This window comes from Streptomyces sp. NBC_01497 (assembly GCF_036250695.1).
Lineage (GTDB): Bacteria > Actinomycetota > Actinomycetes > Streptomycetales > Streptomycetaceae > Streptomyces.
The window spans coordinates 4,190,847-4,206,136 of sequence record NZ_CP109427.1 but is presented as its reverse complement, the minus strand read 5'-3'; the positions used below and the strand labels follow the sequence as shown (position 1 = coordinate 4,206,136).

At 68.8% G+C, this 15,290-nt stretch carries 11 protein-coding genes; 7 read left to right on the top strand and 4 right to left on the bottom strand.

Annotation, left to right across the window (positions count from 1 at the left end; genetic code table 11):
* Positions 1 to 237 precede the first annotated feature (237 nt).
* On the bottom strand, positions 238 to 1,707 hold the full coding sequence (locus OG310_RS18005) for a CCA tRNA nucleotidyltransferase (protein ID WP_329456894.1): 1,470 nt from the start codon (positions 1,705 to 1,707) through the stop codon (positions 238 to 240).
* Between the two features lie 244 nt (positions 1,708 to 1,951).
* Here OG310_RS18005 and OG310_RS18000 point away from each other — a divergent pair, with 244 nt between their 5' ends.
* The 7 genes from OG310_RS18000 (at position 1,952) to trxA (ending at position 11,676) form a co-directional block, all read left to right on the top strand.
* A complete protein-coding gene (locus tag OG310_RS18000; protein WP_329460236.1) occupies positions 1,952 to 4,336 on the top strand; it encodes a DUF6049 family protein in 2,385 nt (794 codons plus the stop codon).
* Positions 4,337 to 4,382: 46 nt separating this feature from the next.
* Positions 4,383 to 6,578, top strand: a complete 2,196-nt coding sequence (murJ, locus tag OG310_RS17995; protein ID WP_329456893.1) for a murein biosynthesis integral membrane protein MurJ — start codon at positions 4,383 to 4,385, stop codon at positions 6,576 to 6,578.
* Between the two features lie 119 nt (positions 6,579 to 6,697).
* Complete coding sequence (locus tag OG310_RS17990) at positions 6,698 to 8,419, top strand: protein kinase family protein (protein ID WP_329456892.1); 1,722 nt, start codon at positions 6,698 to 6,700, stop codon at positions 8,417 to 8,419.
* Between the two features lie 24 nt (positions 8,420 to 8,443).
* Positions 8,444 to 9,148 carry an RNA polymerase sigma factor SigM gene (sigM, locus tag OG310_RS17985; RefSeq protein ID WP_329456891.1) on the top strand — a complete coding sequence of 235 codons (705 nt, stop codon included), beginning with the start codon at positions 8,444 to 8,446 and terminating at the stop codon, positions 9,146 to 9,148.
* Positions 9,145 to 10,194, top strand: a complete 1,050-nt coding sequence (locus OG310_RS17980; protein ID WP_329456890.1) for an anti-sigma factor family protein — start codon at positions 9,145 to 9,147, stop codon at positions 10,192 to 10,194. The genes sigM and OG310_RS17980 overlap by 4 nt, the downstream gene beginning before the upstream one ends.
* Positions 10,195 to 10,322: 128 nt before the next feature.
* Entirely contained in the window at positions 10,323 to 11,297 is a 975-nt protein-coding gene (gene trxB / locus OG310_RS17975; protein ID WP_329456889.1) for a thioredoxin-disulfide reductase, read from the top strand.
* 46 nt (positions 11,298 to 11,343) lie between these two features.
* The gene (gene trxA, locus OG310_RS17970; RefSeq protein WP_225013982.1) at positions 11,344 to 11,676 is read left to right on the top strand and encodes a thioredoxin; all 333 of its coding nucleotides are present in this window, start codon (positions 11,344 to 11,346) and stop codon (positions 11,674 to 11,676) included.
* Between the two features lie 287 nt (positions 11,677 to 11,963).
* On the opposite strand, the gene OG310_RS17965 is transcribed toward trxA, so the two are convergent.
* The 3 genes from OG310_RS17965 to OG310_RS17955 form a co-directional block, all read right to left on the bottom strand.
* On the bottom strand, positions 11,964 to 12,581 hold the full coding sequence (locus OG310_RS17965; RefSeq protein ID WP_329456888.1) for a GNAT family N-acetyltransferase: 618 nt from the start codon (positions 12,579 to 12,581) through the stop codon (positions 11,964 to 11,966).
* 156 nt (positions 12,582 to 12,737) lie between these two features.
* Positions 12,738 to 13,844 carry a ParB/RepB/Spo0J family partition protein gene (locus OG310_RS17960; protein ID WP_329456887.1) on the bottom strand — a complete coding sequence of 369 codons (1,107 nt, stop codon included), beginning with the start codon at positions 13,842 to 13,844 and terminating at the stop codon, positions 12,738 to 12,740.
* Positions 13,841 to 14,920 (bottom strand): AAA family ATPase, encoded by a 1,080-nt coding sequence (locus tag OG310_RS17955; protein ID WP_329456886.1) that lies wholly within the window; start codon positions 14,918 to 14,920, stop codon positions 13,841 to 13,843. The genes OG310_RS17960 and OG310_RS17955 overlap by 4 nt, the downstream gene beginning before the upstream one ends.
* Positions 14,921 to 15,290: the final 370 nt, after the last annotated feature.

Below are 15,290 nucleotides of genomic sequence, written 5' to 3'. Positions count from 1 at the left end.
TCGGACGGGGGAATGCATGGCGAAGGCCCCAGGGACAGTGTCCCTGGGGCCTTCGCCATGCCTCGCAGTCGTCCCAGCTCATGTTTCACGTGAAACATCGACGTCGCCTCACGCCCGACGTCGCTTCACACCGCCTCGCACGTCACACCTCGCGCCTCCCGCCGGCGGTGATGTTTCACGTGAAACATCACCGCACCGACGGCGCTCCGGCTTCGAACGCTCCACCCGGACCGCCCCTCAGGCCTCCTGGGTGGCCCACCACTCCTTGAGCGCCGCGACAGCGTCATCGAACTCCATGGGCCCGTTCTCCAGTCGCTGCTCCAGCAGGAACGCGTATGCCGCGCCGATCACCGGTCCCGGAGTGATATCCAGGATCTCCATGATCTGGTTCCCGTCGAGATCGGGCCGGATCGCGTCGAGCTCCTCGCGTTCCTGAAGCTGCGCGATGCGCTCTTCCAAGCCGTCGTACGCGCGGGACAGTGCGGTGGCCTTCCTCTTATTACGCGTGGTGCAGTCCGAACGCGTCAGCTTGTGGAGACGGCCGAGCAGCGGACCCGCATCCCGCACGTAGCGGCGCACGGCCGAGTCCGTCCACTCGCCTGCGCCGTAACCGTGGAAGCGCAGATGGAGCTCCACGAGCCGGGAGACATCCCTGACCATGTCGTTCGCGTACTTGAGCGCGGTCATCCTCTTCTTGACGAGCTTGGCGCCCACCACCTCGTGATGGTGGAAGGACACCCGGCCGTCCCCCTCGAAGCGCCGTGTCCTCGGCTTGCCCACGTCATGCAGGAGGGCGGCCAGCCGCAGCACCAGATCAGGGCCGTCCTCCTCCAGGTCGATGGCCTGCTCCAGGACGGTCAGCGAATGCTCGTAGACGTCCTTGTGCCGGTGGTGCTCGTCGCTCTCCAACCGCAGCGCGGGCAGCTCGGGCAGCACCCGAGCGGCGAGGCCGCTGTCGACGAGCAGCGCGAGTCCCTTACGGGGGTGCTGGGACAGCAGAAGCTTGTTGAACTCGTCCCGGACCCGCTCGGCGGAGACGATCTCAATCCGGTCGGCCATCTCCTTCATGGCCGCGACCACCTCGGGAGCGACCTCGAAGTCGAGCTGAGCGGAGAAGCGCGCGGCCCTGAACATCCGCAGCGGATCGTCGGAGAACGAGTCCTGAGGCGTGCCCGGCGTCCTCAGGACGCGCTGCGCGAGGTCGCCGAGGCCCCCGTGGGGATCGATGAACTCCTTGCGCGGGAGGGCGAGCGCCATCGCGTTCACCGTGAAGTCACGGCGCACGAGGTCCTCCTCGATGGAGTCCCCGTACGACACCTCCGGCTTGCGCGAGGTCCGGTCGTACGCCTCGGAGCGGTAGGTCGTGACTTCGATCTGGAAGCTCTGGGCCACGCCGTCGACGACTGCGTCCTTGTGGCAGCCGACCGTGCCGAACGCGATCCCCACATCCCACACGGCATCCGCCCAAGGCCTGAGGATCTTGAGAATGTCCTGCGGGCGCGCGTCCGTCGTGAAGTCCAGATCGTTGCCGAGCCGGCCGAGCAGTGCGTCCCGCACCGACCCGCCCACCAGGGCGAGCGAGAAGCCTGCCTCCTCGAACCGGAGCGCGAGGACGTCGGCGACGGGGGATACCCGCAGCAGTTCACTGACCGCGCGGCTCTGCACCTGATTCAGTGCACTGGGGTTGTCATTGTTGGCGTTCGGCACAACAGGAAAGCGTACGTGCCGCAGGCCGCGCGGGCCGCCCCGGTTTCCGGCATCCCGGACATCTGGAGGTTTCATTCACCCTCCACGGCTCCGGTGTGAGGTTCCCCGCCAGTCCATGAGACTCTTCACGATCTGGTGGAGCGGTCCCCAGCACTTCGCCACAGCGCTCATCGTTACCATGCGTGGACGCACCGAACGACTGACCACCAGCGGCAAGCAACAAGGACGAAGGACGGACGAGCGCGTGGCCGATGCGGCACACATCCGGGGGACGGGCCACTGGGCTGCCCGTCGGTGGCTGCGACGCACGGCATCCGTGGTGGCGGGCGCCCCGCTCCTCGCGGGTCTGCTGGCGGGCACCGCGGCTCCGGTAGCCCAGGCGGCGCCCTCGCCGGGTGCCGTGGAGGCGTTCGCGCCGACGAAGGCCAGCGGGGACAGCACCGTCGCCGTGGCGCTCAACACACTCTCACCGAGCGCCCCCGTGAAGGGCGACACCCTGACGATCTCCGGCACCGTCACCAACCGGAGCCGGGCGACCGTCACGGATGCCGGCGTCGACCTTCGGGTCGGCCCCCGCCTCGCGGGGCGCAGCGCCATCGACGACGCGGCGGCCGCCTCCGCGAGCACGGCCGTCCAGGTCGCGCCGCTGGGCGGCAAGTACCGCGTCAAGATCGCGCGCTTGGCCCCGAAGGCCCGCCAGGACTTCGCCCTCTCGGTGCCCGTGAGTGACCTGGGTCTGGACGAGGACGGCGTGTACCAGCTCGGCGTCTCCCTCTCGGGCGAGACGGCGCAGGAACCCTGGGACCACGTGCTCGGGATACAGCGGACGTTTCTGCCCTGGCAGCCCGATGCCGCCGACAAGAAGACCAAGCTCACCTTCCTGTGGCCGCTCATCTCGAAGATCCACCTGTCGGCGCAGACGGGGGCCGACGAGCAGCAGACCCCGGTCTTCGACAACGACGACCTCGCGGCCGACCTGGCGCCGGGCGGACGGCTCCAGCAGATGGTGTCTCTCGGCAGTCAGCTGCCGGTGACCTGGGTCATCGACCCGGACCTGCTGGCCACGGTCGACGCGATGACGCACAAATACAGCGTCAAGAAGGGGAACACCACCGTCCCCGGCAAGAACCAGCAGCTCGCCAACCAGTGGCTGAACTCGCTGGAGAAGGCCGTGCAGCACCATCCGGTGGTGGCGCTCCCGTTCGCCGACCCCGACCTGGCGTCCCTGGCACACACCGGGCGGAGCGTGTCCGGGTCTCTGAGCCATCTCCAGCCGGCCACCCAGGTCGCCGCGACCACGGTCGACACCATCCTCCACGTGACGCCGTCCACTGACTTCGCCTGGCCGGTCAACGGGGCCATCGACCCCTCGATCGTCGACGTGGCGACCTCCGCGGGCGCCGACAAGGTCATCACCCGCAGCGACAGCCTCAGCGACAACCTCCCCTACACGCCCACCGGCGCCCGTCCCATCGGCGGCGGCACCACGGCCGTCGTCGCGGACAGCAGGCTCTCCACGGCCTTCCAGGGCGACCTGACGACGGCGGCGTCCTCCACGCTCGCGGTGCAGCGGTTCCTCGCCCAGTCGCTCGCCCTGTCCCAGCAGGAGCCCGACAAGGAACGCAGCATCGTCGTCGCACCGCAGCGGATGCCGAACGCCGGGCAGGTCCAGGCGATGGCCGCGGCGCTGCACGGGCTGGACCCGGAGCGCTGGACCGAGTCGCAGGACCTGACGGACGCGGCCGCCGCCACCCCCGACCCCGACGCGAACACCCGGATCCCCTCCGCGTCCCACTACCCGCGGAGCCTGCGCAGGCAGGAGCTGCCGACCTCGGCGTTCCAGGAGATCCAGGACACCCAGGACCTCCTGACGAGGTTCACGGACGTCCTCAGCGCCCCCGACCGGGTCGAGGCCCCGTTCGCGAACGCCCAGGAACGGTCGATGTCGACGTCCTGGCGCGGCGACCAGGTGGGCGCGTCCGCGTACCGGGGGGCGGTCAGGAACTACCTGACCGGGCTGAAGGGCGAGGTACTGCTCGTACCGAAGTCCGACCTGACCCTGTCCGGTGCCAGCGCGACCATCCCGGTCACCGTCCAGAACAAGCTGCTGCAGGATGTCCAGCACCTGGTGCTGCGACTCTCGTCGAGCAAGCCCACCCGTCTCAAGCTCGACGGTGACAAGGCGGTGGCGGACCAGCCGATCAAGGTCGGCGGCGGCCACAGTCAGTCCGTGAAGTTCACCGGGACCGGCAACGCGAACGGTCCGGTCGAAGTGAGCGCGCAGCTGTTCACCGAGGACGGCCACCCCTACAGCCAGAAGATGACCTTCCAGGTCAGGGTCTCCGAGATCACCCCGACCGCCATGCTCGTCATCGCGAGCGGTGTGCTGCTGCTCGTGTTCGCGGGCGTCAAGATGTACAGCAGGCGCAAGCGCACGGCAGCCCGCCGTGCGGCCGCCGTAGCGGCGCGGGGCGACGGTCCCGACGGCGGGCCGGACGGCGGCCCCGCGGACGGCTCCGGCGACGGCCCGGGGAACGGGTCCGGTGGCGAGCAGCCGAGTGACCCCGCAGTGGACACCGGACCGGGGAACCCGGCGCCGTCGGGCTCAGGTGAGAAAGTGGACCGTTGAGCGATGTCGTGGCCGGTCGGCCGGGGACGATGAGGTGGGGTAATCCATGAACGCGCCGTACGACGGTGAGCGTGGCCCGGGCACGGGCAGCGATCCCGCGGGGCAGGCCCCCGCACCACCGCCCGCCCAGGGCGAGCCGTACGCCCAGGACCAGTACGCCCAGAACCAGCAGCAGTCCCAGACTCCCTACCCGCCCTACCCCCGGGACCCGTACGTCCAGGAGGCGTACCAGGAGGACCCGTACTGGGCGCAGGAACGCTCGTCCCAGGACCCGGTGACCGACGCGCTCCACGATCGCGCCGCCCACCCGCCGCAGGCGCCCGGCCCGCACCCGGACACGACGCAGCAGCTCTTCCAGCAGCAGCCTCCGCAGCAGCAGCCCCAGCACTACGGGCCCGACCCCAGGATCTGGGCGGGGACCCCCCCGCCCGGTCCCTACGGTGACGACCCCAGGACCACGCGGTTCACCGGCGTCGACGACCTCGTCACCCACGCGGGTACGGAGCCGCAGCAGCAGGACGCCTTCGCCCACCTCTACCGCGACCAGCGGGCGGGCGCTCCGGTCGTGCCGACAGAGCCGGAACCCGAAGAGCAGGTACCGGCCGCGAAGCCCGCGAAGTCGGGCGGGCTGCTGAAGTCGAGCGCCGTCATGGCCTCCGGCACGCTCGTGTCCCGGCTCACCGGCTTCGTGCGCAGCCTCGTCATCACCGCCGCCTTCGGCGCCACGCTGCTGGGCGACTCCTGGACCATCGCCTACACCCTGCCGACGATGATCTACATCCTCACCGTCGGCGGTGGCCTCAACTCGGTCTTCGTTCCCCAGCTCGTCCGGGCCATGAAGGAGGACGACGACGGCGGTGAGGCGTATGCCAACCGGCTGCTGACCCTCGCGATGGTGCCCCTCGCGGTCATCGTCACCATCGTGGTCGTCGGCGCCCCGGAACTGATCCATGCCCTGTCGCCCACCATCGCCGGGGACCCGAACGCCAACAACGTCGCCATCACCTTCGCCCGCTACTGCCTGCCCACGATCTTCTTCATGGGCATCCACGTGATCATGGGCCAGATCCTGAACGCCCGCGGCAGGTTCGGCGCGATGATGTGGACGCCGGTCCTCAACAACATCGTCATGATCGCCACGTTCGGGCTGTTCATCTACGTGTACGGCACGGCCGCCGACTCGCACATGACGGTCCGCACCATCCCGCCGGACGGCGTCCACCTGCTCGGCATCGGCACCCTGCTCGGCCTGACCGTCCAGGCCCTGGCGATGATCCCCTACCTGAGGGAAGCCGGCTTCAGGTTCCGGCTGCGCTTCGACTGGCGAGGCCACGGTCTCGGCAAGACCATCGCGCTCGCCAAGTGGACGGTGCTGTTCGTCCTGGCCAATCAGGCGGGCGTGGTGGTCGTCACCCAGCTGTCCACCGCGGCCGGCAAGGCGTCCCACGCCGACGGCACGGGCTTCCTGGCCTACAGCAATGCCCAGCTGATCTGGGGCATGCCGCAGGCCATCATCACGGTGTCGGTCATGGCGGCCCTGCTGCCCCGCATCTCGCGGGCCGCGAGCGACGGCGACTCCGGTGCCGTGCGGGACGACATCTCACAGGGGCTCAGGACCTCGGCCGTCGCGATCGTGCCGATCGCCTTCATGTTCCTGGCCCTCGGTGTGCCGATCTCCACGCTGCTGTTCTCGTCGAGCGGCATCGATTCCGCCCGGTCGATGGGCTACATCCTGATGGCGTTCGGGCTCGGACTCATCCCGTACTCCGTCCAGTACGTCGTCCTGCGCGGGTTCTACGCGTACGAGGACACCCGGACACCCTTTTACAACACGGTCATCGTGGCGGCGGTCAATGCGGCCGCCTCGGCGATCTGTTATGTGGTCCTTCCCGCGCGCTGGGCAGTAGTAGGTATGGCGGCCTCATACGGACTCGCCTACGCGGTCGGTGTGGGCGTCGCCTGGCGCAGGCTGGCGAAACGGATCAACGGAGACCTCGACGGAAAGCGCGTCATGCGGACGTACGCCCGGCTCTGCCTGGCGGCCATCCCGGCGGCCGTCGTCGGTGGTGTCCTTGGTTTCGGGATCCTGAACGTCGTGAGCAAGGGAGCCGGCGGGGCCGTACTGGCGCTCATCGTCGGAGGAGCGGCGCTGCTCGGCATCTTCTACATCGCGGCGAAGAAGATGCGTATCGAGGAACTGAACGGCATGGTCGGAATGGTGCGTGGCCGCCTCGGGCGGTAGTCACGGGTGGCCGAGCACAACCATCGTCGGCCTCCGTGTGTCGTGCATAGCACCGGACTGTGGGCACAATTGGCTTGGCTGTTGGACAGCGCGCAACGGATGGGGAGGCAGGAGCGACGGTGGCGGAACGTAGCACGGCTGCCGTCGACGTGGACGACAACAGTGGCGACAAGCCACTGCCCGCCAAGCAGGACACGGCGGAGAAGACCACGACCGACGGGGTTGCGGAGGCCCAGGAGAGCGCGGAGCAGTCCGCGCCCGAGAAGGCGCCCGAATCGACTGACGAGCCCAAGAGCACCGGGCCGGGCTTCGCAGCACCGGAGCTGCACAGCGGTCACAAACTCGCCAGACGCTACCGTCTGGAGGAGTGCGTCACCCGTCTGGACGGATTCAGCAGCTGGCGTGCCGTGGACGAGAAGCTGCGCCGGGCGGTGGGCGTCCATCTCCTCCCCGCGGAGCATCCGCGAGCCCGCTCCGTGCTGGCCGCCGCGCGCTCTGCGGCCCTGCTCGGCGACCCTCGCTTCGTGCAGGTCCTCGACGCTGTCGAGGAGAACGACCTCGTCTACGTCGTCCACGAGTGGCTGCCGGACGCGGTGGAACTGACCGCGCTGCTCGCCTCGGGACCGCTGGAGGCGCACGACGCCTATCAGCTCGTCAGCCAGGTCTCCCAAGCCATGGCGGCGGCCCACCGGGAGGGCCTGTCCCACCTGCGGCTGACGCCCAGCGCGGTACTGCGGACCTCCGGCGGGCAGTACCGCATCCGCGGCCTCGCGGTGAACGCCGCACTGCGCGGCATCACCACCGACCGCCCGCAGCGCGCGGACACCGAAGCCATCGGCGCCCTCCTGTACGCGTCCCTGACCCAGCGTTGGCCGTACGAGACCGATGCCTACGGCATGACGGGCCTGCCGAAGGGCGTGGGTCTCCTCGCGCCCGACCAGGTACGCGCGGGGGTCCACCGCGGCCTGTCCGAACTCGCCATGCGGGCCCTCGCCAACGACGGTGCGACCGCCTCGCGGCAGGAGCCGCCCTGCACCACGCCTGACGAACTCGCCAAGGCCGTCGCGGAGATGCCCCGCGTCCGGCCGCCGGAGCCCGCCTTCGCGGCACCGCCGGACTACCAGCGCACGACGTACCAGCAAGGCAACTACGGCACGGCGCAAACCGGTCCGATGCACACGGCCGTCGCCTCGCCGGTCGTACCGCCGCCCCCGATGCAGACGCCGCCCGGCAAACTCCTCAAGTGGGTCGTCTCCGCCCTGGTGATCGTGGCGCTGGGCCTCGGAAGCTGGCAGATCGCCGATCGGGTGCTGAGCCATCACGGCAGCGACGGCACTCCGGCACCTTCGAAGGTCACCAAGAACGGTGACGACAAGGCGCCGGCTGCCCCGGGCCCCATCGCCATCATGAGCGCGAAGGATTTCGATCCCCCGCCCGGCGACGGTTCCGAGAACCCCGAAGACGTGCCCAAGGCGATCGACAACGACCCGTCCACGTCCTGGGAGACCAAGCGCTACATCGGCGAGCCGAATTTCGGAAACCTCAAGCCGGGCGTCGGGCTCATCCTTGACCTCGGGAAGGTGCAGACGATCGGATCGGTCACGGTCGACTTCGACGGGGCGACGTCAGTGGAACTCAGGGCCGCGAGCCCGGATTCCGCGTCGATCCCCACAACCGTCGACGGGTTCACGAAGATTGCTCAGGGAACCGGTGAGAAAGTACCGCTGAAGCCTTCCAAGGCGGTGAAGGCGCGGTACGTTCTGGTCTGGCTGACCAAGCTGCCGGCGGCCGCCGACGGTGGGTACCGGGGCGAGGTCTCGGAGATCCACGTCACGAGCTGACCGGATCAGGGGAGGGGCTCACCGTTGGACGACGCCGCACTCACCGACGTCAGCGACCAGGATCTCCTGGCTGCTCACGTCGCGGGCGACCCGGACGCCTTCGGTGAGCTCGTCCGACGCCACCGCGACCGTTTGTGGGCCGTCGCGATACGCACCCTGGGCGACCGGGAGGAGGCGGCCGACGCCGTGCAGGACGCCTTGGTGTCCGCCTTCCGCGCCGCCCACACGTTCCGCGGCCAGTCCGCGGTGACCACCTGGCTGCACCGCATCACCGTGAACGCGTGCCTCGACCGCGTCCGGAAGGCCAAGAGCCGCAGGACCACCCCGGTGGACGACACCGAGCGCATGGAGCAACTGCTCGAACCGCACGAGTCCGCCGAGGCCCCGGCGGAACGCCAGGACCTCCACCGCGAGCTGTTCGCCGCGCTGGCCAGGCTGCCGGTGGACCAGCGAGCCGCCCTTGTCCTGGTGGACATGCAGGGATACCCCGTCGCGGAAGCGGCCCGCATCCTGGGCGTTCCGAGCGGTACCGTCAAGAGCCGCTGTGCCCGTGGCCGGACCAGACTTCTGCCGCTCCTGGCCCATCTGCGCAGTGACGCGCCCGACACTCACCGGGCGGGCAGGGAACGGAACCGGACCCCCGGGACATCCGTCCCATCGGCAACGGGACGAAGCTCGACGGAACCAGGCGATCCGGCAGCGGTGAAGGGCGGAGGTGGGCGCGCGTGACTTCCCCGTCCGACACGGACCAGCACCCGGATGTCGAGGAGATCTCCGACCTCACCGAGGGACTGCTGCCGCCGTCCCGCACCGCCGAACTCCGGCAGCACCTCGACGCCTGCGCACTCTGCGCGGACGTCCATCAGTCCCTCATGGAGATCCGAGACCTCCTCGGGACGCTGCCAGGGCCCTCCCCCATGCCGGCGGATGTGGCCGAGCGCATCGACGCGGCACTCGCTGCCGAGGCGCTGCTCGATGCCTCACCGACCGCAGACGCCCCTGTCGGGCACCAGACGTGTCTCCCCACTCCCGCAAGCGTGCGCAGTGACGCGCGTAGCCGGGACGAGGAAGACAAGGAACAAGGGGACGACGCGGAGACCGCGACGGAGGTCACCGAGACGGTGCGCTCGGTCGACGGCACCCATGTTTCACGTGAAACATCGCGCTCCTCCAGGGCTCCCGGTGGTCCGAGCCGTACATCCACCGGTCCAGACCGTGGAACCAGGGGTCCCGGCCGGGGACGGACCGCTCGCAGGCGTCGCGGTGCCCTCGCCTTCGGGACAGCCCTCGGTGTCGCTGTCCTCGGCATGGGCGTCTTCCTCTTCCAGGGAACGGACACGAAGACCGGCGTCGGATCCGCCGACCGAGCGCCATCGCCTCGGGTCACCGCAGCCACGAGCGCCGCGGACGACTTCTCCGGCACGGAGCTGGAGACACGGGTGGGCACCCTCCTGGCCGCGAAGCCGGGCAGCACCCCCCACTCCAATCCGGACCAGCGCAGCAATTCCGCGGATTCCGGTACCGCGTCCAATCAGCCGCTGATGCAGTCCGTCCCGCAGGTGCCGTACTGCGTACAGCAGGGCACCGGTCGTGCGGAGGCCGTCCTGGCAGCCCAGCAGGGCACCTATCGAGGCACCCCGGCCTATCTGCTCCTCCTGGCGAACCCCTCGGACGAAACCAAGGTCCGCGTCTACGTCATCGACGCCACCTGCGTAGGTGCGACGCCCCCCGTCAAGGGGAAGATTCTGCAGACGGAGCTCTACTCCCGCCGGTGACGAGAGCCGCCTTGCGCCAACGGCCTGCCGGGGAATGCGCGGCCCGTAGTATCCGTTGGGTGGGATGTCAGTCGTTGAACTGGTCCCGTTGAGGCAGTAGGCAGTCCCCAGAGACGAGGAAGAATCCCGTGAGCGACGTCCGTAACGTGATCATCATTGGCTCCGGGCCGGCCGGCTACGCGGCCGCGCTGTACACGGCGCGTGCGTCGCTGAAGCCGCTGGTCTTCGAGGGTGCCGTCACCGCGGGTGGTGCGCTGATGAACACCACCGAGGTGGAGAACTTCCCTGGTTTCCAGGACGGGATCATGGGCCCGGACCTCATGGACAACATGAGGGCCCAGGCCGAGCGCTTCGGGGCGGAGCTCGTCCCTGACGACATCATCGAGGTCGACCTCAGGGGCGACATCAAGACGGTCACGGACACCGCCGGTACGGTCCACCGCGCGAAGGCCGTCATCGTCGCCACCGGCTCGGCCTACCGCAAGCTGGGTCTGGCGCGCGAGGCTGAACTGTCCGGTCGCGGTGTCTCGTGGTGTGCCACCTGTGACGGCTTCTTCTTCAAGGACCAGGACATCGTCGTGGTCGGCGGCGGAGACACCGCGATGGAGGAAGCCACCTTCCTGTCGCGGTTCGCCAAGTCCGTGACGATCGTCCACCGTCGCGACACGCTGCGCGCCTCCAAGGCGATGCAGGACCGCGCCTTCGCCGACCCGAAGATCACCTTCGCCTGGAACAAGGAGGTCGCCGAGATCCATGGCGACCCCAAGCTCAGCGGACTGACCCTGCGCGACACCCAGACCGGTGAGACGTCGGAGCTGCCCGTCACGGGCCTGTTCATCGCCGTCGGCCACGACCCGCGGACCGAACTGTTCAAGGGCCAGCTGGACCTGGATGGCGAGGGCTACCTGAAGGTCGACGCTCCGACGACCCGGACGAACCTCACCGGCGTCTTCGGAGCCGGCGATGTGGTCGACCACACCTACCGCCAGGCGATCACGGCCGCGGGCACCGGTTGCTCCGCGGCGCTGGACGCCGAGCGGTACCTCGCGGCGCTCGCTGACAGCGAGCAGACCCCTGAGCCGGAGAAGACCGCCACGGTCTGAACCGTCGATCAACAACACCCCACACTTACGAACGAAGGAGTCCGCCGTGGCCGGCGACCTGAAGCATGTAACAGACGACACGTTCGAGCAGGACGTGCTCAAGAGCGACAAGCCCGTACTGGTCGACTTCTGGGCCGCCTGGTGCGGACCGTGCCGCCAGATCGCTCCGTCCCTGGAGGCCATCGCCGCTGAGCACGGCGACAAGATCCAGGTCGTGAAGCTCAACATCGACGAGAACCCCGCCACGGCGGCCAAGTACGGCGTCATGTCCATTCCGACACTGAACGTCTACCAGAACGGCGAGGTCGCCAAGACCATCGTCGGCGCGAAGCCGAAGGCCGCGCTCGTACGCGACCTGGAGACCTTCATCGGCGAGTGATCGCCCAGGCGATGTGCCGATGAACGCACATCGCGAAGTTTCACGTGAAACAGAGCCCGTCCCCCAGGGGGCGGGCTCTTTCACGTCGCGCCCTCGTTGCGCCCTACCACCGGAACGTCCCCGGGCATCCGGCACTGCGGGGGAGTGTCACCGCATGAAGAGACCCGCCGCTGGTGCAGGAGTAGTAACGCGGCCATCGGCGAGGGGCCGTCCGGAGAGCATCCGGCGGGCGCGAGGACCGACGGTCCGGAAGGCATCTGGCGGCTCTGAGGGCCACGTCCCCACCCTTAGAGCGGTCGCAGTGCCGGCTCCTTCTGTACCGCCCCCAGAAGCCGGTCCAGGGCCATCTCGACGTCCCCCTTCCAGGAGAGAGTGGAGCGCAGCTCCAGCCGCAGCCGAGGATGGGTGGGGTGCGGGCGGACCGTCTTGAATCCCACGGCCAACAGATGATCGGCCGGCAGTACGCAGGCCGGTTCCTTCCAGCGCGCGTCGCCGAAAGCCTCGATCGCCCTGAACTCACGCCGCAGAAGATCCTTCGCCACGGTCTGCACCAGGACGCGCCCGAGGCCCTGGCCCTGGTAGCCCGGCATGATCCAGGCGGTCATCAGCTGGCAGGCGTCGGAGGAGACAGGACTGGTCGGGAACGCGGTGGAGCGGGGGACATACGCCGGGGGCGCGTAGAGCACGAACCCGACCGGTACGTCGTCGACATAGACCACACGTCCGCAGGAACCCCACTCCAGCAGTACAGAGGAGATCCAGGCCTCTTTCCCTGCCTCCGCCCGGCCGGCGCTGACCGCCGCTTCCGAGCTGACGGGGTCAAGCTCCCAGAACACGCACGCCCGGCACCGCTTGGGGAGGTCGGGGAGGTTGTCCAGAGTGAGCGGTACGAGCCGACGTCCCATGAAGGCTGTTCCTCGCTTCCTCGCCCCGTGTGCCCAGCACACACGTCGCATCGTATCCACGCTTCGACGCCGTACACAGGGAGCGCGAGCAAAGAAGGCGGGCCGTGTACCCGGAGGTTCCCGGTACACGGCCCGCCCAGAAGGCAGTGCGAGGTTTCAGCCCTGGACGTCCTCCTCGGACGCCTCTGACCCCGCGTGCTCCATGACGCGCCCCTCACCGGGAGCGAGCGTGCCGAGAATGCGCTCCAGATCGTCCATCGAGGCGAACTCAACGACGATCTTGCCCTTCTTCTGACCCAGGTCCACCTTCACCCGCGTCTCGAAGCGGTCCGACAGACGCGAAGCGAGTTCCGACAGCGCCGGCGACAGCCGCGCTCCGGCACGGGGACCCTTTGCCTTCGGCGTCGCCGTGGGGCGGTCCCCCATCAGCTGGACGATCTCTTCCACGGTGCGCACCGACAGCCCCTCGGCCACGATGCGCTGGGCCAGCCGGTCCTGCTCCTCGGAGTCCTCAACCGACAGCAGGGCGCGAGCATGGCCTGCGGACAGGACCCCGGCCGCCACCCTGCGCTGCACGGAGGGAGACAGGCGCAGCAGACGCAGCGTGTTGGAGACCTGCGGACGTGAACGTCCGATCCGGTCCGCCAGCTGGTCGTGCGTGCAGCTGAAGTCCTTCAGCAACTGGTCGTACGCCGCCGCTTCTTCGAGGGGGTTCAGCTGGGCACGGTGCAGGTTTTCCAGCAGCGCATCGAGCAGCAGCTTCTCGTCGTCCGTGGCCCGCACGATCGCGGGGATACGCTCCAGGCCCGCCTCGCGGCACGCCCGCCAACGGCGCTCACCCATGATGAGCTCATAGCGCTCCGGCCCGGTCTGCCGAACGACGACCGGCTGCAGCAGGCCGACCTCGTTGATGGAGGTCACCAGCTCGGCCAGCGCGTCCTCGTCGAAAACCTCACGAGGCTGACGCGGGTTCGGCGTGATGAAGCCGATCGGCACCTCAGCGAAGTGCGCTCCCGCGACGGCGGCCGGCTCGTCCGGCACCGGCTCGGAGGCCACCGGCGGCGCAGCACGCTCGGACTCCGGCGAGGTGGCCGCCTGCGGCAGCGAGGTCACCTTTGCCACGGAGATACCACGCTCCGCCGTCAGCACGGACGTGCTCTGGGGGCCGGTCTCCCCGGCGCCCGTCGCCTGCTCCTGGGGGGCAGGGGCAGCGGGAATCAGCGCACCGAGCCCACGTCCCAGCCCCCTGCGTCGTTCGCTCACTGGATGATCCCCTCTGACATGCTCTGCTGGTTGTTCGGACTGCCCTGATGGGCGTTCCGGTCGTCGTAGCGGATGCCGACCCCGCGCAGCGCGATCTCGCGCGCCGCTTCCAGGTACGACAGTGAGCCACTCGAACCAGGATCGTAGGTCAACACGGTCTGGCCGTAGCTCGGAGCCTCCGAGATCCGCACGGAGCGAGGAATGCTCGTCCGCAGTACCTCTTCACCGAAGTGCGTGCGCACCTCGTCCGCGACCTGGGATGCCAGCCGAGTCCTGCCGTCGTACATGGTCAGCAGGATCGTGGACACATGGAGCGTGGGGTTGAGATGCCCGCGCACGAGGTCCACATTGCGCAGGAGCTGCCCCAGGCCCTCAAGCGCGTAATACTCGCACTGAATCGGGATCAGAACCTCCGCACCGGCTACCAGCGCGTTGACCGTGAGCAGGCCCAGTGAGGGCGGACAGTCGATCAGCACGTAGTCCAGTGGCTGCTCATACCCGGCGATCGCCCGCTGGAGCCGACTCTCCCGCGCGACCAGCGACACCAACTCGATCTCCGCACCGGCGAGATCGATAGTGGCTGGGGCACAGAAGAGGCCCTCGACATCCAAGACGGGCTGGACGACCTCGGAGAGCGGCTTGCTCTCCACGAGAACGTCGTAGATGGACGGGACGTCCGCGTGATGGTCGATACCGAGCGCGGTGGACGCGTTGCCCTGCGGGTCGAGGTCGACCACCAGGACTCGTGCGCCGTGCAGCGCCAGGGAAGCAGCCAGGTTGACCGTGGTCGTGGTCTTCCCTACGCCACCCTTCTGGTTGGCGACCACCATGATGCGCGTCTGCTCGGGACGTGGGAGCCCCTCACCGGCGCGACCCATTGCCTCCACCGCGAGCTGGGCAGCTCTACCGATGGGGGTGTCGTCCATGGGGGGCGGTGTTTCACGTGAAACATCGTCTCCCAGAGGCTCGGTACGGGGACCGGGGACCGGATCGGCCATCGGTCCCGCGATGTTGGCGTCGGACCGCAAGGATTCACTCTCCTCGACTTCAGACTCGCAATGAACAGAGCCTGTCATGCTTTGGGGTCGGTGAACCAGCGAGGCCCGTTGTTCTGTGGAGGAATGCCCCACTGTGGACAACTCCGTCCCTCGTCCGAGGGGTTTCCGGGCTCGCGGTGCGGCGGCCGCACGCCCACGGTCGATGATTCCCTGAAGCAGTGAGCGACGTTTCACGTGAAACACGATGCACGGGTCGACTGATCAGATCGCCACGACACTCCGGGAGAATCTGGCACGGCGCCATCTATGGAGCATCAGGCCCAGACGCCGGATATCGGGTTCGAACGCGGCGCCGACGCGGAGACGGCGTCCGTGGTGTGGTCGGCCGGCTCGGAGAGCCGACGGAACCGTCGCGACCACTGAACCCGACGGCGCGCCCGTCGACCCC